The sequence below is a fragment of the Vibrio sp. YT-18 genome (assembly GCF_033337345.1).
Lineage (GTDB): Bacteria > Pseudomonadota > Gammaproteobacteria > Enterobacterales > Vibrionaceae > Vibrio > Vibrio alginolyticus.
Map to the genome: position 1 here is coordinate 118,687 of NZ_JAWOQO010000002.1, position 21,163 is coordinate 139,849.

At 41.8% G+C, this 21,163-nt stretch carries 21 protein-coding genes; 9 read left to right on the top strand and 12 right to left on the bottom strand.

Annotated features, from left to right (window positions below):
• Nucleotides 1-19 precede the first annotated feature (19 nt).
• Together R7M72_RS02845 and R7M72_RS02850 are read left to right on the top strand one after the other, a co-directional pair.
• A complete protein-coding gene (locus R7M72_RS02845) occupies nucleotides 20-1,348 on the top strand; it encodes an Hpt domain-containing protein (protein WP_033907345.1) in 1,329 nt (442 codons plus the stop codon).
• Between the two features lie 104 nt (nucleotides 1,349-1,452).
• Entirely contained in the window at nucleotides 1,453-2,616 is a 1,164-nt protein-coding gene (locus R7M72_RS02850; RefSeq protein ID WP_033907343.1) for a chemotaxis protein, read from the top strand.
• Nucleotides 2,617-2,705: 89 nt separating this feature from the next.
• On the opposite strand, the gene nhaC is transcribed toward R7M72_RS02850, so the two are convergent.
• Nucleotides 2,706-4,139 (bottom strand): Na+/H+ antiporter NhaC, encoded by a 1,434-nt coding sequence (gene nhaC / locus R7M72_RS02855; RefSeq protein ID WP_005380726.1) that lies wholly within the window; start codon nucleotides 4,137-4,139, stop codon nucleotides 2,706-2,708.
• Nucleotides 4,140-4,570: 431 nt separating this feature from the next.
• On the opposite strand from nhaC, the gene asd reads away from it, so the two are divergent.
• Entirely contained in the window at nucleotides 4,571-5,686 is a 1,116-nt protein-coding gene (gene asd, locus R7M72_RS02860; RefSeq protein ID WP_158174104.1) for an aspartate-semialdehyde dehydrogenase, read from the top strand.
• A 57-nt stretch (nucleotides 5,687-5,743) separates the two neighbouring features.
• Here asd and R7M72_RS02865 read toward each other — a convergent pair whose 3' ends face one another.
• Nucleotides 5,744-6,607: an ion transporter gene (locus R7M72_RS02865; RefSeq protein ID WP_005380728.1), complete on the bottom strand. Its 864-nt coding sequence runs from the start codon at nucleotides 6,605-6,607 to the stop codon at nucleotides 5,744-5,746.
• A 35-nt stretch (nucleotides 6,608-6,642) separates the two neighbouring features.
• Entirely contained in the window at nucleotides 6,643-7,281 is a 639-nt protein-coding gene (locus R7M72_RS02870; RefSeq protein ID WP_005380729.1) for a YchE family NAAT transporter, read from the bottom strand.
• A 650-nt stretch (nucleotides 7,282-7,931) separates the two neighbouring features.
• Between R7M72_RS02870 and adhE the strand changes: the two genes are divergently transcribed.
• Entirely contained in the window at nucleotides 7,932-10,634 is a 2,703-nt protein-coding gene (adhE, locus tag R7M72_RS02875; RefSeq protein ID WP_005380731.1) for a bifunctional acetaldehyde-CoA/alcohol dehydrogenase, read from the top strand.
• A 142-nt stretch (nucleotides 10,635-10,776) separates the two neighbouring features.
• Here adhE and R7M72_RS02880 read toward each other — a convergent pair whose 3' ends face one another.
• The 3 genes from R7M72_RS02880 to sodB all read right to left on the bottom strand — a co-directional run bounded on the left by R7M72_RS02880 (nucleotide 10,777) and on the right by sodB (nucleotide 12,897).
• Nucleotides 10,777-11,520, bottom strand: coding sequence for an SDR family oxidoreductase (locus tag R7M72_RS02880; RefSeq protein WP_053304187.1), 744 nt, complete (start codon nucleotides 11,518-11,520; stop codon nucleotides 10,777-10,779).
• A 134-nt stretch (nucleotides 11,521-11,654) separates the two neighbouring features.
• Nucleotides 11,655-12,158, bottom strand: coding sequence for a VC2046/SO_2500 family protein (locus tag R7M72_RS02885; protein WP_033907342.1), 504 nt, complete (start codon nucleotides 12,156-12,158; stop codon nucleotides 11,655-11,657).
• A 154-nt stretch (nucleotides 12,159-12,312) separates the two neighbouring features.
• Complete coding sequence (sodB, locus tag R7M72_RS02890; protein ID WP_005396533.1) at nucleotides 12,313-12,897, bottom strand: superoxide dismutase [Fe]; 585 nt, start codon at nucleotides 12,895-12,897, stop codon at nucleotides 12,313-12,315.
• A gap of 285 nt (nucleotides 12,898-13,182) precedes the next feature.
• Between sodB and R7M72_RS02895 the strand changes: the two genes are divergently transcribed.
• Both R7M72_RS02895 and R7M72_RS02900 read left to right on the top strand, forming a co-directional pair.
• Nucleotides 13,183-13,518, top strand: coding sequence for a Grx4 family monothiol glutaredoxin (locus R7M72_RS02895; protein ID WP_017635833.1), 336 nt, complete (start codon nucleotides 13,183-13,185; stop codon nucleotides 13,516-13,518).
• Between the two features lie 494 nt (nucleotides 13,519-14,012).
• On the top strand, nucleotides 14,013-14,378 hold the full coding sequence (locus R7M72_RS02900; RefSeq protein ID WP_170891184.1) for a Rap1a/Tai family immunity protein: 366 nt from the start codon (nucleotides 14,013-14,015) through the stop codon (nucleotides 14,376-14,378).
• 28 nt (nucleotides 14,379-14,406) lie between these two features.
• Here R7M72_RS02900 and R7M72_RS02905 read toward each other — a convergent pair whose 3' ends face one another.
• The 6 genes from R7M72_RS02905 to R7M72_RS02930 form a co-directional block, all read right to left on the bottom strand.
• Nucleotides 14,407-15,429, bottom strand: a complete 1,023-nt coding sequence (locus R7M72_RS02905) for a tyrosine-type recombinase/integrase (protein ID WP_318056023.1) — start codon at nucleotides 15,427-15,429, stop codon at nucleotides 14,407-14,409.
• Nucleotides 15,430-15,749: 320 nt separating this feature from the next.
• Nucleotides 15,750-17,444 carry a DUF2326 domain-containing protein gene (locus R7M72_RS02910; protein ID WP_318056024.1) on the bottom strand — a complete coding sequence of 565 codons (1,695 nt, stop codon included), beginning with the start codon at nucleotides 17,442-17,444 and terminating at the stop codon, nucleotides 15,750-15,752.
• Complete coding sequence (locus R7M72_RS02915) at nucleotides 17,435-17,668, bottom strand: ABC-three component system middle component 6 (RefSeq protein ID WP_318056025.1); 234 nt, start codon at nucleotides 17,666-17,668, stop codon at nucleotides 17,435-17,437. Before R7M72_RS02915 ends, R7M72_RS02910 begins: the two co-directional genes overlap by 10 nt.
• Nucleotides 17,658-18,479: an ABC-three component system protein gene (locus R7M72_RS02920; protein WP_170891191.1), complete on the bottom strand. Its 822-nt coding sequence runs from the start codon at nucleotides 18,477-18,479 to the stop codon at nucleotides 17,658-17,660. Before R7M72_RS02920 ends, R7M72_RS02915 begins: the two co-directional genes overlap by 11 nt.
• A 188-nt stretch (nucleotides 18,480-18,667) precedes the next feature.
• The gene (locus R7M72_RS02925) at nucleotides 18,668-19,138 is read right to left on the bottom strand and encodes a hypothetical protein (protein ID WP_318056026.1); all 471 of its coding nucleotides are present in this window, start codon (nucleotides 19,136-19,138) and stop codon (nucleotides 18,668-18,670) included.
• A gap of 26 nt (nucleotides 19,139-19,164) precedes the next feature.
• Nucleotides 19,165-19,806, bottom strand: a complete 642-nt coding sequence (locus tag R7M72_RS02930; protein ID WP_318056027.1) for a phage repressor protein CI — start codon at nucleotides 19,804-19,806, stop codon at nucleotides 19,165-19,167.
• A gap of 148 nt (nucleotides 19,807-19,954) precedes the next feature.
• Between R7M72_RS02930 and R7M72_RS02935 the strand changes: the two genes are divergently transcribed.
• From R7M72_RS02935 to R7M72_RS02945, 3 genes are all read left to right on the top strand, one after another.
• Nucleotides 19,955-20,167, top strand: coding sequence for a hypothetical protein (locus tag R7M72_RS02935; protein WP_017821157.1), 213 nt, complete (start codon nucleotides 19,955-19,957; stop codon nucleotides 20,165-20,167).
• Nucleotides 20,168-20,277: 110 nt separating this feature from the next.
• Nucleotides 20,278-20,817 carry a phage regulatory CII family protein gene (locus R7M72_RS02940; RefSeq protein WP_225495479.1) on the top strand — a complete coding sequence of 180 codons (540 nt, stop codon included), beginning with the start codon at nucleotides 20,278-20,280 and terminating at the stop codon, nucleotides 20,815-20,817.
• A 9-nt stretch (nucleotides 20,818-20,826) separates the two neighbouring features.
• A complete protein-coding gene (locus R7M72_RS02945) occupies nucleotides 20,827-21,162 on the top strand; it encodes a hypothetical protein (protein WP_262580446.1) in 336 nt (111 codons plus the stop codon).
• The last annotated feature ends 1 nt before the right edge of the window (nucleotide 21,163 follow it).

Genomic DNA, 21,163 nt, shown 5'->3' on the forward strand with positions numbered 1-21,163 from the left:
TAGTATATGCTTGTAATTAATGGAGATATGCGAGGGGCAAGTGTTGCTGAAGCTAAAAGAAGGAATACGGCGGTTTGTTTGGTTCTGGTTCGTTTTGTGGTGTGTTTTAGCACTTGGCATTTGGCTGCAAGCCAAACAAACGATTCAAACGATTTCGACTGTAAATGAGTTAGGAAGTAAAGTTGAAGAAGTCAGGCACTTTTTTAACTTCGATCTGCCTTACCGTGTTAAACACGTCGACCAAATTTCACTGAAACTTCAGTTGGCTTATGCAGTTCGCTTACAGCTTGAAAGTGAGTTTTCTGAAGGGAAAATCACACCAGACATCACTCAATTGCTTTATACGACCGACCGATTTTTAGAAAGTGCTCGAGCTTTTGTAAGAAGTGACAGTGAATTGGTTTCGTTAGCAGAACAGTTACGAAGCAGCCGTGCTCGAACAGAAAACTCTGAGAAAATTCAGGCAATGTACTATCGCTTAGGTGCGCTTGTTTTTGAGTCTGTCTTTAGTGACTCTGCAACGAATAGCGATACTTACCGTGACTTAGACCGACTTTTTATTGAATCAGAGACGCTCTCTCCCGAAGAGCGAAGCGCTCTTCAGCGCCAGCTTGCTCAAACCTCAAGCGCACTATCTGCTCAGGCACAGGGCAGTTATTTATCTAATCAACTGCTTAATCCAGATTTCCCGAACCAGTTAACTTCGATAAATGATCAGTTGGAACAGAAGCTAATGACTTTTATTGTTTGGTTGTCTGTAATCAGTGGTTTGCTCCTTTTCCTCATTTCATGGGGAGCCTTCTCCCCAAAAACGATTCAACCGATACCACTACCCAGAACCGATGATAAAAAGTCAGAGCAAGTTGGCGATGATGAAAATGGAGCTAACACTGTTCCCTCAGCTCAGTCAGAAAATTTTCAAAACGTCCAAATGAACGAAAAAAGTTGTAATGAGGTGAATTCATCACAAGTGGAAGTAGTGGAACGTGAGCCGTACATAGATATCAATAAAATGTTAGATTCTCTGTCTGGTGACGAGGGCGCTGTGCGGATGTTACTGGAGGTCTTTATTCAGGATCACTCTGGCGATGGCACTAAAATGTATCAGCTGTTAGAAGAGGATAAAGAGCAAGCGCAAAGAGCCGCACACAGTCTTAAAGGGGTCTCAGGGAGTTTAGGTGCAATGCCATTGCACTGTATTTCGGGTGATATTGAACTGTTGATTAAACAAGGGCAAAAAGTGCCGGAAGAGAAGTTGGCATGTTTAGATGATGTCCTAAAACAAACCATACTTTTTGCTAATAATGTTCTCAATAGTGAAAAGATAACAGAAGCGCTAACAGATTGATATTGCTCTGACTTAATGTCATAAGAGTTGAGGTAATAAAGGCTCGAACTATATGACTTAGTTCGCTTTATTCCTGTTCTATACAATTTGTTAAAGGTGTTTTCATGTCCGTTCGCCGAATGTCTTCAATGATGTTGATAGGGCTGGTTATGATGCTTTCAGGGTGCTCCCTGCTCGAAGTCAAGATCGAGAGTCAAACCGTCCCTCTTACCAAACAAGAGCTCAATATGCGTCTTTTGACTCGTGAGTATGCGCAGCAGTTTTTTGCTCAGGTTGAGCAAGCAGCAGACGCACTACACGAACAATATGAGCCTCATGATAAAGTTCATCAATCTTATATTTTACTTTGGAAGATAAATGCTGAAGAAGGCATCCAAGCTTCTGCATACCAAGTGTCCCCAATGGCTGCACTGATTGATACATGGACTTTCACGCTACAAATGGAACAGTTCTTTACTACCGCTTCTGGTAATGAGCTCTTTGCGTCTGATGAGGCCAAGTTAGTTTCCGTTTATTTAGCGAAAGAGGTAGATAAACTGGCTCAATCTTTATTGAAGAAAGAAGCATACATCAAGACACAAACGTTTGTTGCAGAGTTCGCCAAGCAGCATCCATTCGCTGATTTAAGCATGATTAGGACTCCGGCTTACCGTAGGTGGTTAGATGCAAACCAAATTAGCGAAGAGGAAGCCGTTACAACGCTAGGCACGATGCCAGAAGCACTTGGGGATGTCTCTGATCGTCTAAGTCTGGTATCAGAGCAGACACCAAAAATTATGACGTGGAAAGCGCAGTTGTTGGCCTTGAATAGCTCTGCCAGTATCGAAAAAGTCAATGCGGCGCTCAATAGTTTGCAAGTTACCGCTGATTCGATGAGGGATTTTATCGATAACAACCCAGAGTACATGCGTTATTTGGCAGAACAAATGGCGCTGGAGTTACAACCTTTGGTTGACGATATCGATCAAAGGACGGAGGCGCGTTTATCTCAGTTGGGTGAAGAACGCCAAGCTATAGAGCTGATGGTTGCCAGAGAGCGCCAAGAAATCGCACAGATCATTACCCATGAGCGCGAGAAGTTTGCTCAAGATATGGATCGAGTGTCGCAAGAGGTTGTGAATCTCGCAATGACTAAGCTGATTGAACTTGTCAAAAGTACCATCATCTACTTTATTCTGTTCATTGCCGTTATATTCTTTGCACCGCTTAGCTTGGGCTATTGGTTTGGGAAGCGTACAGCCGTGAAAACGTCAGTCAAACAAAGCTAACGATTTGTTTTGGAAATAAAAAAGAGCGCTTTAAAGCGCTCTTTTTTAGTATTGAATTCGGAAGGGAGGTTCTTTCTATCTCTGCGAAGTTAAGCGGTTTGCTGCTTTAATTCGCCTTCAGCTTCTTCAACTGCTTCTGCTGTTGGTTCGCACTTATCAACAAACCAACCCATGTAAGAAGTGAAGATCGTTACGATGATACATACAAAACTCAGCCACATGAACGGGGCATAAGACAGTGTAGCAACACCCAAAATACTGGCCATGTAGATACCGTTGTCACTCCAAGGGACCATACCTGAGGTTAGCGTGCCGCCAAATTCTGCGTTACGAGACAAATTCTTACGTTTGTAGCCTAGACGGTCATAGTTCTTCGCACAGATTTTTGGGGTCAGAATAAGTGAAACGTACATCGCTGAACCAAATACGTTGCCCATAAAGGCCGTACCAATTGTGCTTGTTGCCAATGAACCTGCACTTTGAACGCGTTTTTCAAACAGCTTCGCGATAGTCTCTAGCACGCCTACTTTATCTAGTAGACCGCCAAAACCAAGGCCGAATACGATAACCGCTACCGACCCAAGCATTGAAGACATGCCGCCACGGTTAAGGATTGAGTCAATGAAATCTACGCCAGATGAGATTGCAAATGGAGCCCAAGCCGTGTTGAACGCGGTTAGGAAATCGACATCTTGGATCATCACTGCCCAAATAATACCTAGCAGAGAACCAAAACTGATCACTGGGAATGAAGGCATACGCATCGCTAGAAGTGACAATACGATGATCACAGGAACAAATGAGTAAGGGGTGATGTAGAACTGCTGTTCCATCGCTTTAATGACAGAGTCTACCTGGCTCATGTCAACTTGACCTGCGTAGTGGAAGCCAAATGCAGTAAACATAATGCCTGTAATAATGTAGCTAATGAGTGCTATCGGCAACATGCCTTTAATATGTTCCATCACTTCAACGTTAGACATAGATGAAGCAAGGATTACTGAATCCGATAGAGGCGACATTTTGTCACCAAAGTAACAGCCTGAAAGTACGGCACCTGCAGTGATTGGCGCAGGAACACCAAGACCTTGACCGATACCCATCATTGCAATACCTGCCGTGCCAGCCGCCCCCCAAGATGTGCCAGTCGCTAGCGCAGTCAATGAACAGATGATCATGGTCGCGAGCAAAAAGATGGAAGGGTGGATGGCTTTAAGGCCGTAGTAAATAATGGTTGGAACAATACCACCAGAGATCCAAGTACCTACAAGCGCGCCAACGGCCAAAAGGATTAAAACGGCTCCAAGTCCATTGGAAATGCCATTTAGTGCTGCTTTTTCCAGATCTTTATACTGGTGGCCAAGCTTTATGCCCAATATCATGACAATGAACCAACCGATGTATAGCGCTAGCTGAATCGGTAGGTCTAGCTTGGCTGTGAACGAAAATGCCAGCAGGAGAAATAAACCGAGCGAGATAAATACCTGTATCAAGCTTGGTAGGCGTGGTGTAACTTGCTTCATATGTGCCTCTGTCAATCTTGGAGCAATAGAGGAAGGCGCTCCTTGTTGTAATCGCGCATAACATACATTAACAAAAATTATATTTCGAACATTTGGTGTTTTATCTTGATGTTCGTCGGTAAAAACGTTTGCTTGTGAAATTAACTGTTAGTTTATTTTAACTTTTTTGGTTTTAAATGTTGTGTAATGTGAAATTATTGTGCTTCATGTGTTATTTTCTCATTGAGTGGTAAGACCAATTAGGGGGCTAAAGTGCTTTCCCTACTTGAAAAATGGTTAAAACCGCAAACCAAACACTAAAAAATCTCGTGTAACCCTGTTTTTCAGAGGAAAAGGTTAAAAAACGCGCTTATTTACAAAATAGGGGTTGAGATTTTGCTGTGAAAAATTAACTATGGGGTAGGTTTTTTAATACATGGAGAGTTAATACGATGAGAGTTGGTTTAGTTGGTTGGCGCGGTATGGTTGGTTCAGTCCTTATGCAGCGTATGGTTGAAGAGAAAGACTTCGACCTAATCGAACCAGTATTCTACAGTACTTCTCAAGTTGGTATTCCTGCTCCTAACTTAGGAAAAGACGCAGGCTTACTGCAAGACGCATATGATATTGAAAGCTTAAAACAGCTTGATGCGGTAATCACCTGTCAAGGTGGTAGCTACACAGAAAAAGTTTTCCCTGCACTTCGTCAGGCTGGTTGGAAAGGCTACTGGATTGACGCGGCCTCTACGCTACGTATGGCTGAAGATTCGATCATCACACTTGATCCAGTGAACTTAAAGCAAATCCAACAAGGCATCCACGGTGGCACGAACACATTTGTCGGTGGTAACTGTACGGTTAGTTTAATGCTAATGGGGCTAGGTGGTCTATTTAAGAAAGGTCTTGTTGAGTGGACAAGCGCAATGACTTACCAAGCCGCATCTGGTGCTGGTGCGCAAAATATGCGTGAATTGATCTCGCAAATGGGCGTTATCAATGACTCTGTTAGCTCTGAACTTGCAAACCCATCAAGCTCTATCCTAGATATCGATAAGAAAGTCGCGGATACAATGCGCAGCGGCTCTTTCCCTACCGATAAATTCGGTGTGCCACTAGCTGGTTCGTTGATCCCATGGATCGATGTGAAGCGCGATAATGGTCAGAGTAAAGAAGAGTGGAAAGCGGGCGCCGAGGCGAATAAAATTTTGGGTTCTCAAAGTTCACCTGTCCCAATTGACGGTACTTGTGTGCGTATTGGCGCGATGCGTTGTCACTCTCAAGCACTTACTATCAAGCTTAAACAAAATGTACCAATGGACGAAATCGAAGAAATCATCGCCACTCATAACGATTGGGTGAAAGTGATTCCTAACGACCGTGACATCACTGCTCAAGAGCTAACACCGGCAAAAGTTACGGGCACAATGTCTGTACCAGTGGGTCGTCTACGTAAGATGGCGATGGGTGATGATTTCCTAAATGCTTTCACTGTTGGTGACCAACTGCTTTGGGGTGCTGCGGAGCCATTGCGTCGTACTCTGAGAATTATTCTGTCTGAGAAAGCATAATCACATCAATCCTTTATTTGATGACAAAATAAAAGAGCTCCGTAGGGAGCTCTTTTTTCATGCGTCGTCTTCCGTTCGAACGACTCTTTTGTCTGGATCGGCCAGTTCACTACCACAATGTTTACAGTAAATTGCGTCAGAGTCGTGCCCTGCGTGGGAGCAGTTTGGGCATTTCACCAATACTTTGTGCGATTGCATCTCTTGGTGCAGTTCGGCAGTGAAAATACCTGTAGGTACCGCCAAAATGGAATAACCCAGTAACATGGTGAGTGATGCAAGCCCTTTACCTAGGTCTGTTTGAGGGACCAAGTCACCATACCCAACCGTTGTGATGGTCACGATCGCCCAATAAATACTCTTAGGAATGCTAGTAAATCCGTTTTCAGGTCCTTCAATGATAAAAATCAACGAGCCGAAAATCGTTACCATAATGGCGACGGAACTAAAGAAGATAAAAATCTTTCTGCGCGCCATAAGCAGTGAACGTAAGAGGATATTGGACTCTTGGAGGTATCGGACTAACTTGAGTATGCGGAATATTCGCATCACTCGCAGCGCCCTGATCACACCCATAAACGAAGCGGATGGGAAGAAGAGTGCTAAATAGGTGGGCAAAATCGCAAGTAAATCGACGACACCATAAAAACTCTTTGCGTAGGCGGCAGGTTTAGGAGAGCAATAAAGCCTTAGAAGGTATTCAATCGTGAATAGGCCAGTAAATGTGTATTCAATAAACTTCAGCTCTTTTTCCCACTCGGCCCGAACGGAGGGTATCGAATCTAACACCAGTACGATTAACGAACTGATGATCGCGATAATGAGAGCAATATCGAACGTTTTACCAGCTTTGGTATGAGTACCAAAAATGGTGACATATAGAGTATGTTTAAGAGAGTCAGTCGTCATGACAAAGCGATCCATTGTTGAATCGCTCTATCATACAATTTTATAGAAACTCAGGCTAATCCTGGAAATAAGTTGCGTAAGCCATTCGCAATGAACTCTATGCCAAGCGCGCCCAATATCAAACCCATGATACGAGTAATGACGTTGATTCCAGTTTGACCTAAAAATCGTACGATCAATGGGGCAGAGCGGAACAATAGCCATGAACAAAGGCAGAACAAACCAATCGTAATACTAATGCCCACGGTATCGAACATGCTTGGGTAGCGTGCACCATAAACAATAGTCGAACTGATTGCACCAGGACCTGCCATTAAAGGCATTGCAAGAGGGACCACACCAATCTGTTCACGACTGACGTATTCCGTTTTCTCTTGTTTGTTCTGCTTATCTTCCCCCAGTTTACCGCTCATCATCGAGAATGCGATGCTAAGTAATAGCAACCCGCCAGCGACACGAAACGAATCCAGAGAAATACTGAACATGTCTAACAGTAACTGACCAGCAAAAAGCGAAATGATCAGGATGATCGCAACAGCCACATTTGCTGTTGTTGCCGTATTGCGCTTTTCGTCTGGAGTCATATGCCCGGTTAGTGACACAAACACAGGCATGATACCAACAGGGTTTACTGCGGCGACCAAACCGAGAAAAAACTGCAAGAAGATAGCAAGTTCAAAAGTTTGCATGTTGCGTACTCATCAAAGTTCACATTAGTGAAAAGGAGAAGGGGTAATTTGGGCGTAATGTAAGGCAAAAGTTAGGTTGTAAGAAATGAAAAAAACTAACGCATTCCCTGCCATTTAAGTGAGAAAAACTAATTCTTTAATAAACTGTATCTAATCTGGAAAGGAAATGTTACGTATAAAGTTGCTGATAAATTGCGCTGTTTTACATAAACGTTAACATTCGCACATTTTTGATAAAAACCAAGGTGGTTTGTAGAGAGATGTATTCGGTTCGATATACTCTCAGTAGCACAAAGAATTGGGCCTACATGTAATTTTGTTGGTCAAAAATGAAACTTTTTTACAGGTTGTTGTAGTTTCTTTTATTTATTTGTCCATTTGCTTCTTTTTTACTCAATAAAAAATGAAAGTTAATTTATTTGTTTATCAGTGATTTATGTCATTTTGGTGTGATGAGGCACCACTTTGGTAGTATTTAGGTGGTGAGAACTGATCCAAGTCAATTTTTTTCACACTCTGAAATATTATACTCAGTCCTGAAAGCAATTTACTAAGACGTTTGTTTTCTAAGTGACTGATAAACAGTAAAAACGATAAGTAATAGCCTTAGTAAAAAGTTTTTAATATTTGTTAATTTTAGGAGACTCCCTATGCCTGTAACTAATATGGCTGAACTAGATGCAATGGTTGCTCGCGTTAAGAAAGCGCAAGAAGAGTTCGCTACTTACTCTCAAGAGCAAGTAGATAAAATCTTTCGTGCAGCATCGCTTGCAGCTAACCAGGCCCGTATCCCGCTAGCTCAACAAGCGGTAGAAGAATCTGGTATGGGTATTGTTGAAGATAAAGTAATCAAGAACCACTTCGCCTCTGAGTTTATCTACAACAAATACAAAGACGAACAAACGTGTGGCATCTTAGAAGAGGATGACAACCTAGGTACTATGACTATCGCTGAGCCTGTAGGCATCATCTGCGGTATCGTACCAACGACTAACCCAACTTCTACAGCGATCTTCAAATCTCTAATCTCTTTGAAGACTCGTAACGGTATCATCTTCTCACCACACCCACGTGCGAAAAACTCAACTAACGATGCAGCTAAACTCGTTCTAGATGCAGCAGTAGCAGCAGGCGCACCAAAAGACATCATCGGTTGGATCGACCAGCCTTCTGTTGAGCTTTCAAACGCTCTAATGAAACACGATGACATCGCTCTTATCCTTGCAACTGGTGGTCCAGGCATGGTTAAAGCCGCTTACTCTTCTGGTAAGCCAGCAATCGGTGTAGGTGCAGGTAACGTTCCGGTTGTTATCGATGAAACAGCAGACATCAAACGTGCTGTTGCTTCTATCCTTATGTCTAAGACTTTCGACAACGGTGTAGTATGTGCTTCTGAGCAAGCTGCAATCGTAGTTGACGAAGTATACGACGAAGTGAAAGAGCGTTTTGCTTCTCACAAAGCTTATGTCCTAAGCAAAGCAGAAGCTGATAAAGTTCGTAAAGTGCTTCTTATCGATGGCGCGCTAAACGCGAAAATCGTAGGTCAGCCAGCAGCAGCAATCGCTGAAATGGCAGGCGTTAAAGTTCCAGCAGACACTAAAGTTCTTGTTGGTGAAGGTCTGGGCAAAGTATCTCACGATGACGCATTCGCTCACGAGAAACTATCTCCAACTCTAGGTCTATTCCGTGCTGACAACTTCGAAGACGCGGTTGCTCAAGCGGTAACTATGGTTGAGATTGGTGGTATCGGCCACACATCTGGTCTTTACACTAACCAAGATACTAACGCTGACCGTATCCGTTACTTCGGTGACAAGATGAAGACAGCTCGTATCCTAATCAACATCCCGACTACTCACGGCGGTATCGGTGACTTGTACAACTTCAACGTTGCGCCATCTCTAACGCTAGGTTGTGGTTCTTGGGGTGGTAACTCTATCTCTGAGAACGTAGGTCCTAAACACCTAATCAACAAGAAAACTGTAGCGAAGCGAGCTGAAAACATGTTGTGGCATAAACTACCTAAGTCAATCTACTTCCGTCGTGGTAGCCTTCCAATCGCACTGGGCGACCTAGAAGGTAAGAAACGTGCATTCCTAGTAACTGACCGTTTCCTATTCAACAACGGTTACGCAGATGACGTAGTAAGCCTACTAAAAGCTCAAGGCATGGAAGTTCAAACATTCTTCGATGTTGAAGCTGACCCAACACTGTCTGTAGTAGAAAAAGGTGCGGCTCAAATGGCTAGCTACCAACCTGACGTTATCCTAGCGCTAGGCGGTGGTTCACCAATGGATGCAGCGAAAATCATGTGGGTAATGTACGAACACCCAGAAACTCACTTTGAAGAACTAGCAATGCGCTTTATGGACATCCGTAAACGTATCTACAAGTTCCCTAAAATGGGTAAAAAAGCTGAGCTTGTATGTATCACTACAACTTCAGGTACTGGCTCAGAAGTTACTCCATTCGCGGTTGTTACTGACGACAAGACTGGTGCTAAATACCCACTAGCTGACTACGAAATCACGCCAAACATGGCAATCGTTGATGCGAACCTAGTAATGAACATGCCTAAGTCTCTAACAGCATTTGGTGGTTACGATGCAGTAACTCACGCTCTAGAAGCTTACGTATCAGTTCTTGCTAACGAATACTCAGATGGCCAAGCTCTTCAAGCACTTAAGATGCTAAAAGAGTACCTACCATCAAGCTATGCGAACGGTGCAAATGACCCAATCGCTCGTGAGAAAGTACACAACGCAGCTACTATCGCTGGTGTTGCATTTGCGAACGCATTCCTAGGTGTTTGTCACTCAATGGCTCACAAACTGGGTGCTGAGTTCCACTTGCCACACGGCCTAGCTAACGCACTACTTATCTCTAACGTGGTACGTTACAACGCGAACGACAATCCAACTAAACAAACTGCGTTCTCTCAATACGACCGTCCACAAGCACGTCGTCGTTACGCTGAAGTTGCTGACCACCTAGGCCTAAGCCAAGAAGGTGACCGTACTGCTCAGAAGATTGAACGTCTACTAGCATGGTTGGATGAACTAAAAGTTAACCTAGACATCCCAATGTCTATCCAAGCGGCAGGTGTTGCTGAATCAGATTTCGTAGCGAAACTGGATGAGCTAGCGGTAGAAGCGTTCGATGACCAATGTACTGGTGCGAACCCACGTTACCCTCTAATCAGCGAACTTAAAGATGTGTTGATGGCTTCTTACTACGGTAAAGCATTTGTTGAAGGCGAAACTTTCGAAGGTACAACTGTTATCAAGAAGAAAGCAGACCAAGAAGCAGCAAAAGCAGCACCTAAAGCAAAGAAAGAAAAAGCTGACGCGTAATTAAAAAATCGAGTGAGCAAGGTTTTCGCTAGCACGGAACCTTAATCGGGAAAAGGTTAAAGCCCCAGTCAAATGACTGGGGCTTTTTTATTTTGGTGCAGGAGTTACATCTGGCTTGGGAAAACAGAGTTGCTGTGTATGCTTACACTTCGGTCGCAACTACTCGGCCACTGAAGTATTCATTCGCGACGATGTATGCTGTGTTGCGGACTAGTTCGTCTTGGATCTCAGCCCAGTGCCTCTCGTTGAGATCTTCTTTTGTATGATTTACCGAGGGAATAACGCCGCCCACTCGAATGTTGAATGGTGTGAGTTCTTTTGCCCAGCTGTGAGTAAAACCTGACACCAACGCCGCCATGCTTTCAACTCCCGTAAAGTCTTCATGGTTGTCATGAGAAATGACGTTAACAATGACGCCTTTCTTGTTTCTGGCTCGAAAGCGCTCTGCTCCTACTTGGCCGTAGGTATAAAGGAAGCGTGCCGCAGACGACAAGTGATCAATGTAAGTACTCATTGGTTCTGGCGCCATTAAGCCAGGCATAGGGGAGCTGGTCCAGCAATTAACAATCACATCTGGTGTCGCACGTAGCTGTGATTCTATCTGGTCAAACAATAAGTTAATGGACGTTGTGTTATCACTACACACATTCATCGCATACACTTTGTCAGTGAAAGCGCTGATTTGCTCATAGCTCGCTCTCAAAGCGCTAGAATTTTGGTCACAAAGAATCAACGTTGCTCCAAGATGAGCAAAGTGATTTGCACAGGTTCTTCCTATAACCGAACCTGCAGACGTGACGAGAATAATTGATTCTTTGATATCCATAGCACCTTCACTGTATCCATATGTGAAAAACAATACACCAGTGGTTTGTGCTAATAGCATGGTTGAAATTCGTTGGGTTCAGTGTGAAAGGCTTCAAACTAACGCTTTCGAGTGAGGACTATTGTGCGGTAATTTGTAAGACGTCACATTTCTGACGTGTAGGTATTGCAAGCTATTGGATAAAAAGCGGATCTCTATGCTTTAGCTTGAATTTGATGCTGACGTTGAGCCGTCACTAGCTGATTATATAGCCCAGCATCTGGGATCAGTTGTTTGTTGCGTTCGCCCAATCTGCGTCGCTCATGACCAGATAGGTTGTGATAAACCTCCTCTGGTAGGTTGAATGTGTCTTCAGGCAGGTAAGTCAGCGCATCTGGTTTTAGGTAATGGCTCAGCTTTGCGGAAGGCAATCCTGCATCGTGAAACTGTTTCGCTTGTTCAGCTGCGAGTTCATAGCTGCTGCTATCAGAACGAAGAGCTTGAGGTTGCGATAAACCCAATTGTTGGCGAAGAATACTGTCACTGGTGATGACTTCCTGGACCTCTTCAACTGGGACCACATCGCGAACATCATTAGAGAACATAGACAGAATCAGCGAGAAATCCGCACGACGACCTTCGTGTACGGCATGGTTAATACCATTACCGAACTGAAGTTCGTTGATAATTGCAGCTTTGTCTAACGTATGAATTTGCATGATGTTCCTCGCTCGATGCTCTTTTAACGGCGTGGATAAGAAAAACTTTAGTAAAAGAGGGAATTATTTAAAGGTGCTAGGGAAGGCGAAACAAAAAAGCCCGCTAAATAGCGAGCTTTTGAATAAGACTAAATTGAACTTAGGGGGAAGTATATTACTTCGCTAGGTTCTCAGCTACGAAGTCCCAGTTTACTAGAGCCCAGAAGCCGTTCATGTAATCAGGACGTACGTTGCGGTAATCGATGTAGTACGCGTGTTCCCATAGGTCAACAGTTAGAAGTGGTGTTGTACCTTCTTCTGTTAGAGGAGTAGCAGCGTTAGAAGTGTTAACGATCTCTAGAGAGCCGTCAGCTTTCTTAACCAGCCAAGTCCATGAAGAACCGAAGTTGTTGATTGCTGAATCAGTAAACTTCGCTTTGAATTCTTCAAAAGAACCGAATGCTGCGTTGATTGCGTCTGCAACTGCGCCAGTTGGCTCGCCGCCCGCATTTGGAGCAAGACAGTGCCAGTAGAACGTGTGGTTCCAGATTTGCGCTGCGTTGTTGAATACGCCACCAGTAGAAGTCTTGATGATCTCTTCTAGAGTTTTGCCTTCGAACTCAGTACCAGGGATAAGACCGTTAAGCTTAACAACGTAAGTGTTGTGGTGCTTACCGTGGTGGTAGTCTAAAGTCTCTGCTGAGATGTGTGGTTCTAGTGCGTCTTTCGCGTAAGGAAGAGCTGGTAGTTCAAATGCCATTACTCGATTCTCCATTGATTTGAAAGGATGACCTTTCGATTGCTTCCAGTGTTTTTTTATAGCTATGTCGCCTTTAAGGCTGACTTGGTAAGTATTTTAGCAAGTTTTTACTTTATTAAAACCCCGATATGAAAATATTTTAAGAGGTTAGCAGTGGTGAAGTGCTGCATTGCTCGCCAATGAGCAACCTAAAATTAAGCCTTATTAATTATATGGTTTTTATTCTGTCGTTATTGAGTAGAATGTGGCAAATAAATAAAGTTCAAACCCATGAATGAGGAAGCGATGGAAACTATCGACAAAATCAAACAGCAGATCTCTGAAAACTCAATCCTGCTGTACATGAAAGGATCACCGAAACTACCTAGCTGTGGTTTCTCTTCTCAAGCGTCACAGGCACTAATGGCATGTGGTGAGAAGTTCGCTTACGTAGACATTCTGCAAAACCCAGATATCCGTGCTGAGTTACCAAAGTACGCGCAATGGCCAACTTTCCCTCAACTATGGGTTGAAGGTGAGCTTATCGGCGGTTGTGACATTATTCTAGAAATGTTCCAAAAAGGTGAACTGCAGCCTCTAATCAAAGAAGCAGCAGCGCGCGCTGAAGATCAAGCTGAGTAATTCGTAAATACTCACATTTAGCGATAGAATACGAAGGAGCCGTACTGGCTCCTTTTTCTTTTTAGGTTAGTGGAATGAACATAAAGCTTTATTATATGTTGTAACCTTGCCTAACCTCTCCAATCGCTGCTATCCCTTGCTATATATAGAGTGTAAGAAACTCACCAATCTGATGTTGACTTATGCATAACGAAGAAAGCTGACCTGTGCCGCCATTTTGTCGCCATACATTTATTCGAGCGCTTTACTGCAATCTAAGAGGGCGAGCTCTCTGAAGCCTATGCTAAAAGAATGATGAAGTACTTCATTAACTGTTTGTGGATACGACTCATATTACTAGTTTCGGTGTTTACCCATTGTTAATGTAAATCTATGGATACAGTTTGGTTTTTTTACAAGGTACCTGATCATATTGAGCAAGGTTTTATATACTGAACACATCTATCGATGTATGTTGACAATGTTACTGAGTTACTCAGTTTAGCGGAGGAGTAATGAAAAGAATTAACCCCTACATGTTAAGCATTGCGATGCTATTAACATTCTCATTTCCTTCTTATGCCGATGGTAATGACTTGTTAGATAATTGCCTAGCAGCGGAGAAGTTTATGGACACACAAGAAATGAACAATCCATTTGGTATAGGTGTCTGTTTTGGGATGGTACAAGGCGTCAGGAACACTATGAGTATTCTTGGGAAGAATAAAGTAGTAGAAGCATGTCTTCCCAAGAATGGTATTACTAACGGACAAGCAACGCGAATTGTAGTGTCATATTTAAAGAGAAACCCCGCGATATTGCATTATGACGAGGTGCTCTTGACCATGGCCGCTTTTGGCGAAGCATATCCTTGCAAATAGAAGGCTACAAGCCTTTTTGTTCTCAGCACTAGATGTCTAGCGCTGTAAGCGGATTAAACCTCACCGCATCACTCAAATGGTTTGGTGAAAAGTGGGCGTAAATCATTGTGTGATCGATATGCTGATGTCCGAGGATTTCCTTCAATACAAGAATGTTGCCGCCATTTGCCATAAAGTGGCTCGCGAACGTATGACGTAAAACGTGAGTCGCTTGTCCTTCTGGTAGATGGGGAAGGGCTTTAGTTAGCCATTTGTATGCCACGCCGTAACCGCAAGTGAAAAGGCGATCATTGGTTGGCTTATAGATTTGGTTATACAACTCCTCAGAGATTGGTACAGTTCTGTTCCGTTTGCCTTTGGTGTTGTTGTAGGTAATACGATATTTCGTCAGGTTAGAGCCTTTAAGATAAATCGCTTCTCTAATGCGTGCCCCCGTCGCTAGGCATACTTTGTATATCTTCGTTAGTTCATCACCAACTGGGCTTTGTTGAGCCACTTCAAACAAGTGGTGAATTTCCTGCTCAGTCAGAAACGTTAGTTCGGACTCGGGTTTTTTGATTGCCTCAATACCATCAGCTGGATTAGGTAGTCTCCACTCTCCAAGCTTTATTAATTTATTGAACATCGCTTTTAGCTGCCCAAAATCCACGTTATTCGAAGCGATAGAAAGTTCTTTGTGTTGCTGGCCTCTGCCTTTGTTGGCACGGCTAGCTCGATAAATGGCAAGTTGCTTTGAATTAAGCTGTGAACCTATAGGGTTGCCCAAGTCGAAAACCATACTTTCTAAGCGCTGGCGAGTATGGTCACCTGACTTGAGATTCTTACCATGCAGCTTAAACCATAATTCGACTAAATCAGATAATCTGCGGTGGTCAGGTTTCGAACCTAGCCATGGCTTATCATCCACCTCTTTCATTAGATGCAACTCAAAAGCTGTAGCTTCACCTTTGGTCGCAAAGCGCTTACGAACGCGTTTACCAGTGCGGCCTTGCGGATAGCACTCGCAAAGCCAAGGTTTTTTACTGCCGTCTTTAATGTTTCTTATTGTCATAATGAGATTAATACAACTGTTTTTGTATACAGTATTTATGTGTGGCAATTTTTGCAATGTTTAAGATGATAATGAACGAACAAGAATGACGAAAAGATGGCTGATACTATCTATGGTGTTTACAGTTGCTTGAATGGTTTGGCGAGAAGTGGGTATAAATTATCGTGTGATCGATATGCTGATTAAACAGGATGTCTTTCATTACAAGAAAGTATTTACGCATGCGGTTAACATCGCCTTGTGGATAACATTCACAAGGCGATGGCTTTTACAGTCGTATTTTATATTTCAGATCGACATGATTACTTGAAAAGTAGAACTTATTTCAACTTAAAGAATTTATCTGTTTTAGATAGTGATAATACTTCTAAATGAGCTGTATCCAAATAAGCCGGTAGCTTGTCTCTTAAGACAGGTAGAACATATTGACAGTTCACTTCATTGACTAATTCTGTGAACAAGTTGGTTATTTGGTTTGAATGTACATTCTCAATTTGGTCTTGCAAAACAAAGTGAAGGCAAGGGATGTCGTTATCATCAGCAAACGCAATGTATGATAAATCAAATGAAGCCATTTGGCTTTTCTTTGTTCCTGTTCCGGGATTACCTTCAATATTAGTAATAGAAAACTTATAGGTACCACTATCTGCCTCCGCACTTAAAAGAGAGTGTACTCCATCGAGTCTACTAGAAAAGCTAGAAAATATTTTATTAAATTTTGCAATTTGCTCTTGAATAAGGCTGTCCTTTGATTCAATTGAAGTGGAAATGTCATCCAGCTTCCTATTGATATTTTCAAGTTTTTTATTACTATTTTCCCAAATTGACTTTTGCTCTTCAAGCTTCCCTTTTTGTTCATGGAATGTGTTTAGTTGAGTTATAATTTCTTGTAACTCGTCTACAGCACCTGATTTTTTTAATGCTTGAGATAGTAGTTTTTCTTCGGATAATAGCTTTGTAAGCTCCTGCTTATTAGAAAATAAGCTTTCTTGGATGGCGGGTATGTCTTTGCTAATGAAGTCTATTTTTTCCTGAATCATCCCATTATGGAACTTTAAAGTATCCTCGAAGGTTTTTTGTAAATTAGGAATGAGTGACTTAGCATCCTCGTACATCTTTTTGATATACTGAATGTTAGCTTTAGAAAAACCCTTGCTTAAATCTTCTACACTTTCTTCGATAAGTTCTTTTCTCATCTCCAATCGTGATATTTCTTCACTCAATGAGTTGATATTTGATTTGACTTCATTTAAGCGACTTAATTGGGTTTCATAATTTTCGTTAAGGTTGAAGTTATTTTTCTTCTCAGTTAGTTCTTCTATTTCATCGTCTACAATTAATAATTTTTGATTAATTTGAGGTAAATTGTTTTCTTTCCTCAAGCGTGTTTGTAGTCGTTCTTCAAGGTTTTTTTCTCTTACTAAAAGATCTTTATCTTGGTTGGTTCCGACACCAAACCAAAATAAATGTAACGCTTCATAAGCTACATCCGTATCATAAGGACTTAAAACACGAATTGTATTTATGAGTTTGTTTTTTTCATCTCTAATATTTTTAGATTTTAACTGTTTAAATGTTGGCTTTTCGGATGATGTTTTAAATATTCTTTTTTTTAGTTCTAAAGAAAATTTATCATTAGTGTATTTTTCGCCATCAATAGTTTGTATTTTACTAGATCTTTGTAAAAAATTACGACAAATAGTCAGTGTTTTTGCTTGTTCATCTAATATGTTTTCTGTCAAAGTTAATGTAATTGTTACATTGTTTTTTGTTAGAAAATCTTTAACTTTTTCATTTGCACCATTGAATTCAGGGTCATGATATATGTTCTTGGCATTACCATCTAAACAGTAATCAATCAGGCGTAGAACCGTCGTTTTACCAACACTATTTCCTGAATCTGTTTTAATGACGTTTTGTGGCGTATTATCCACAATAAGATTTATACCTTTGTGGAAGTTAATATTTCTAAGTAATTCTTCGCCATTTTTTACAACCAAAGACTTTAAAAACATTTTTGAATATTCCCCGAGTTATCGTTATCAATAACACCCAATAAATATAACCAACTGACAGATAGTGAAAATAATTGTATAGATACTTCGTGTTCGTCAGACACTTTTTCGTGAAGTCTAAAAAAGTCAACAGAATGCCCTTCACTTTTTTTAAGGGCATTAATGATATGAGCACCTATGACATATAGGTCTTTATCAGGGTGAGTATTTTTACTAATAATCATTGTTTGACTCGTTTGGGACTGGTGGTTCTTCCAAAATCTTACAGCGCATGAATGCATCTACCATGACGACTCTCAGTGCTGGAGCAAAGTCTTCAAGCTTGACACTTTCGCAATCAATAAGGCTCAGTAACTCATCGAAAACGTCTTCATAGATAGCATCTGAGTTTTGTTGAATGATGGGCATGTAATCATCACTACATCCTACATACTTTCCTGATGCTTCTAAGTAAATGTGGTGGATATTATCTAATAAGCTCTCTTTTTTCAAAGATCCTGCCTTGTCAAGTTCATCATAAAGCATGTTGAGTTTATGGTAGTAAGCACTTAGCTCGTTGATTACACGTCTTTTTGATTTTACAGCGTTATGATTTAATTTATTTGTAATGTTGAACGCTGTTGTGCTTTGGCGGTCTTTAAGAGAACTTAAGCCTAGTTCCGCTATTTTATTTATAGCAATCTGTAGCATAGAGGTGGACTTGCCTAGATTTCTCGCTGTAATACTAGCCTCATGGTTGTCCTTCATCTGTTTCAGAGCTTCTACCGTATATTTTTCAACGTCGTTCGTTTCATCATGATGTTGGACGCACAACAATATCAAATTTTCATAATCGGCGCGTTCTTTATCAGTCATATCCTCTCTATAGCGTTCGCCATCGTCATTTGCCGCTTCGATATGACAGATATTTGAATCTTTTGCGTTAGTTTGATTTACCAACTGCTTAGTACATCCAGGGAAAGCACATTCATTACCCGAAAGTGCAAAAAGTTTTTTTAGCGTTAGTTGAGAATAGTTTCTTGCTTGTGTGCCCATGGTTTTACTAGCCGTTGTAAGTGTTAGTTATATAAGTTAAGTGCTCGTTTTGATACTTCGATCTAGAATCCAATTGTGCTTAACATTGGATCTTCTGGCTAAAAGATAAAAACTGAAATGGATTCATGTTTCCGAGCCTACTCCACTCCCATTAGCCTAGAGCGCTATCATTTTATCTGTTAAGAAGATTATTCTTCTGGTGTAGTAGTTAAATTCTTAAACTCTAAATCAGAAACAGTGAACTGAAGGTTTTCCAATTCAAAATAATCTTTAAGAGTTTTGTTGTTTACCAGCTTGAAATCCACATTAAATGTTGCAATTTGTGACTTATCATCAATGGATTGGAGAATTAAGTTTGCTTTAGTTGGATGTTTGGAGGATTGAACGAAGTAGTTACCTTGCCAGTTACAGCTTGCACTTAGCTCATCAGAACTTTGCTGCGCTGAAGTTACAGAATAGCCTTCGCGAACATTACTTCTGAAGATTATTAAGTCACAAAAATTATTGTCATCATTTATTACTGTTATAGACACAGCAGGTTGGTTCGCCATGGTGTAGCTAAAGTCAGAAGCGGTGGTTGAGTTTACAGCAAATTCTTTTTTTGCTCCGCACCCTATAATAAGCAGTACAGAGATTAAAGCTACAAATTTTAAGTTCATATTTTTATTCCTAGCCAATTTAACAATTATTCTTTTCTTAATGTTACCGCTACGCGGCCAACTACTTTTATATCTTTTTCTGAAACTTCAACGGTGCTATCACCAAACACAACTGCCAGTTTTTTGCCTGGTAAGCGTTGGATATGGTTAATCGACAAAGTACCATCAATATCTATTAAATATTTGCCCGAAGTTGGGTTCGTAGAGCTTTTGTCAACGAGATATAAAGCTTCATTAGTTTCAACTTCAATTGTTGTGTCAGCTTTGAGGTTAAAGCTATTAAATCTACGGGTAGCGTAGGGGAGCTCACCAGTATCTAAAAGCTCCCCATTGGTTAGGCAATAGCTTTTGATCTGGACAGAGTTGTGTTGTGGTGAAGAAGTAGTGCGAATTTCCTCGGCAGTACGTTTTGTCGCTGAGTGAGCCTTAAACCGCTCTTCTGGCTTTAACGCCAGCTCCACCATTGGAATTCCCAAAGCTAAGTGAGCCCTAACCATGAGTTCATGAGAAGTTCGATTATGAGTATTCCAAGTGCTGAAAGTACTTTTTGGTACGCCATATACGAACGCCATTTCCTGAAAGTTCTTACATCCTGTCAAACGCTTCAAATTTTCTGTGAAATCAGTGCCTTTCAAATAATCAAAAGGTTCTATTCTACGAATGCTCATGACTAAAAGTTCTCGTTTTCGAATTAATTTGTCATTTTTTGTTGAAAGTTCGAAAATGACGATCAATAATTCTTGTGTGTTTCGGATGTCATGCCGACCAAAGCAAGAGACAACCGAAGAAGATAGACATAAATACAAGGATATCACCATGTTAACGTACAAGATACCTCCACTAAGTCCATATGTGACTTACGAAGAATACTCCCGCCTTACTGGTTTACCTATGGGCACCATCAAGCAATACGTGACTGAAGGTCGCGTGATCATCAAGCCAAAAGACAAACGCCGCGATAAGCCGCTGATTAACATGGTTGCTATGCACGAAATGGCGGCACGTGAAGCCATTGCTGCGCTCGGGTAAGTAATGGGCTTTTCCTCTTTTCTTCCAACTAAAACGCACTGCCCAATGTGGCTAAATGTGTTCGCGTTGGTTGTCATTCTCGTACCGCCTTTCATGTAAGAGTGTGGATCATGGACGCAAATATCGCTATGTGCGGATTCCGCGAACGCAAACAGCAATCTTTTAACGCTGCATGCTGCGACTTCGCCATCAATCACAATATGGAAAAGCTGGCTCCACGCATTGGCCTGACTGGGAGAATGCTGCGTAACAAGCTAAATCCAGAACAGCCTCACAAACTGGACCCTGTGGATTTGGCATTGCTGAGTAAAGAATCCGGCGATTACACCATTGTGAATACACTCTTTGCTGACTTAGGTGTGGTGACGGTTCAGTTACCTCAAGACGGGGAAGATAAGAACCTTTTAGAGCGCACGTTACTTAACAACCAATATTCAGGTGAGCTGTCTAGCGATGCAATGCACATGTGCAGCGCAGACCGTTTACCCCGCAGTCAAAAGCGCAAAACCATTGCCAAGGTTCAAGCGGCCATTGGCAACTTAGTTTTGCTCGTCAACGATTTAGAAAACCGCACCACCGGCTTTCAGCCACTCATGCAAATGGGCACAGATTTTCTCGCCAATGGTGCGCCACTTCCGGGTTTAGCCTAAGGAGAACTAATGAGTCAGCTAGCTATTCAACAAGAACAACAAAAGCAAATACCTAACGCCAGCGAGAGCATCGCCGCTTGTAAAGCATTGTTCAATGGTTCCGCTACACGCGGCAAGTTGAAAAAATTGTGGGACGCTATGCCACCGCGTTTTCGCGGTATGGTTTTAGTCGCTGGTGATCTTAAAGCCTCGGAGCATGTGCGAGAGTTTGAAAGCTTTAATGATTTGGAGCTTCAAAAAATCCGTAGCGGCATGCAACAAATTAAAGAAATTGCGACGTTGTTCGATCGCAATCTTGGTGACGTTCGACGCCTCAAACGTTACCAATTCAGTAGTACTCATTAAT

Coding starts and splice junctions, on each gene's coding strand:
- R7M72_RS02845 (WP_033907345.1), top strand. CDS start 20: ATGGAGATATGCGAGGGGCAAGTGTTGCTGAAGCTAAAAGAAGGAATA.
- R7M72_RS02850 (WP_033907343.1), top strand. CDS start 1,453: ATGTCCGTTCGCCGAATGTCTTCAATGATGTTGATAGGGCTGGTTATG.
- nhaC (WP_005380726.1), bottom strand. CDS start 4,139: ATGAAGCAAGTTACACCACGCCTACCAAGCTTGATACAGGTATTTATC.
- asd (WP_158174104.1), top strand. CDS start 4,571: ATGAGAGTTGGTTTAGTTGGTTGGCGCGGTATGGTTGGTTCAGTCCTT.
- R7M72_RS02865 (WP_005380728.1), bottom strand. CDS start 6,607: ATGGATCGCTTTGTCATGACGACTGACTCTCTTAAACATACTCTATAT.
- R7M72_RS02870 (WP_005380729.1), bottom strand. CDS start 7,281: ATGCAAACTTTTGAACTTGCTATCTTCTTGCAGTTTTTTCTCGGTTTG.
- adhE (WP_005380731.1), top strand. CDS start 7,932: ATGCCTGTAACTAATATGGCTGAACTAGATGCAATGGTTGCTCGCGTT.
- R7M72_RS02880 (WP_053304187.1), bottom strand. CDS start 11,520: ATGCTATTAGCACAAACCACTGGTGTATTGTTTTTCACATATGGATAC.
- R7M72_RS02885 (WP_033907342.1), bottom strand. CDS start 12,158: ATGCAAATTCATACGTTAGACAAAGCTGCAATTATCAACGAACTTCAG.
- sodB (WP_005396533.1), bottom strand. CDS start 12,897: ATGGCATTTGAACTACCAGCTCTTCCTTACGCGAAAGACGCACTAGAA.
- R7M72_RS02895 (WP_017635833.1), top strand. CDS start 13,183: ATGGAAACTATCGACAAAATCAAACAGCAGATCTCTGAAAACTCAATC.
- R7M72_RS02900 (WP_170891184.1), top strand. CDS start 14,013: ATGAAAAGAATTAACCCCTACATGTTAAGCATTGCGATGCTATTAACA.
- R7M72_RS02905 (WP_318056023.1), bottom strand. CDS start 15,429: ATGACAATAAGAAACATTAAAGACGGCAGTAAAAAACCTTGGCTTTGC.
- R7M72_RS02910 (WP_318056024.1), bottom strand. CDS start 17,444: ATGTTTTTAAAGTCTTTGGTTGTAAAAAATGGCGAAGAATTACTTAGA.
- R7M72_RS02915 (WP_318056025.1), bottom strand. CDS start 17,668: ATGATTATTAGTAAAAATACTCACCCTGATAAAGACCTATATGTCATA.
- R7M72_RS02920 (WP_170891191.1), bottom strand. CDS start 18,479: ATGGGCACACAAGCAAGAAACTATTCTCAACTAACGCTAAAAAAACTT.
- R7M72_RS02925 (WP_318056026.1), bottom strand. CDS start 19,138: ATGAACTTAAAATTTGTAGCTTTAATCTCTGTACTGCTTATTATAGGG.
- R7M72_RS02930 (WP_318056027.1), bottom strand. CDS start 19,806: ATGAGCATTCGTAGAATAGAACCTTTTGATTATTTGAAAGGCACTGAT.
- R7M72_RS02935 (WP_017821157.1), top strand. CDS start 19,955: ATGTTAACGTACAAGATACCTCCACTAAGTCCATATGTGACTTACGAA.
- R7M72_RS02940 (WP_225495479.1), top strand. CDS start 20,278: ATGGACGCAAATATCGCTATGTGCGGATTCCGCGAACGCAAACAGCAA.
- R7M72_RS02945 (WP_262580446.1), top strand. CDS start 20,827: ATGAGTCAGCTAGCTATTCAACAAGAACAACAAAAGCAAATACCTAAC.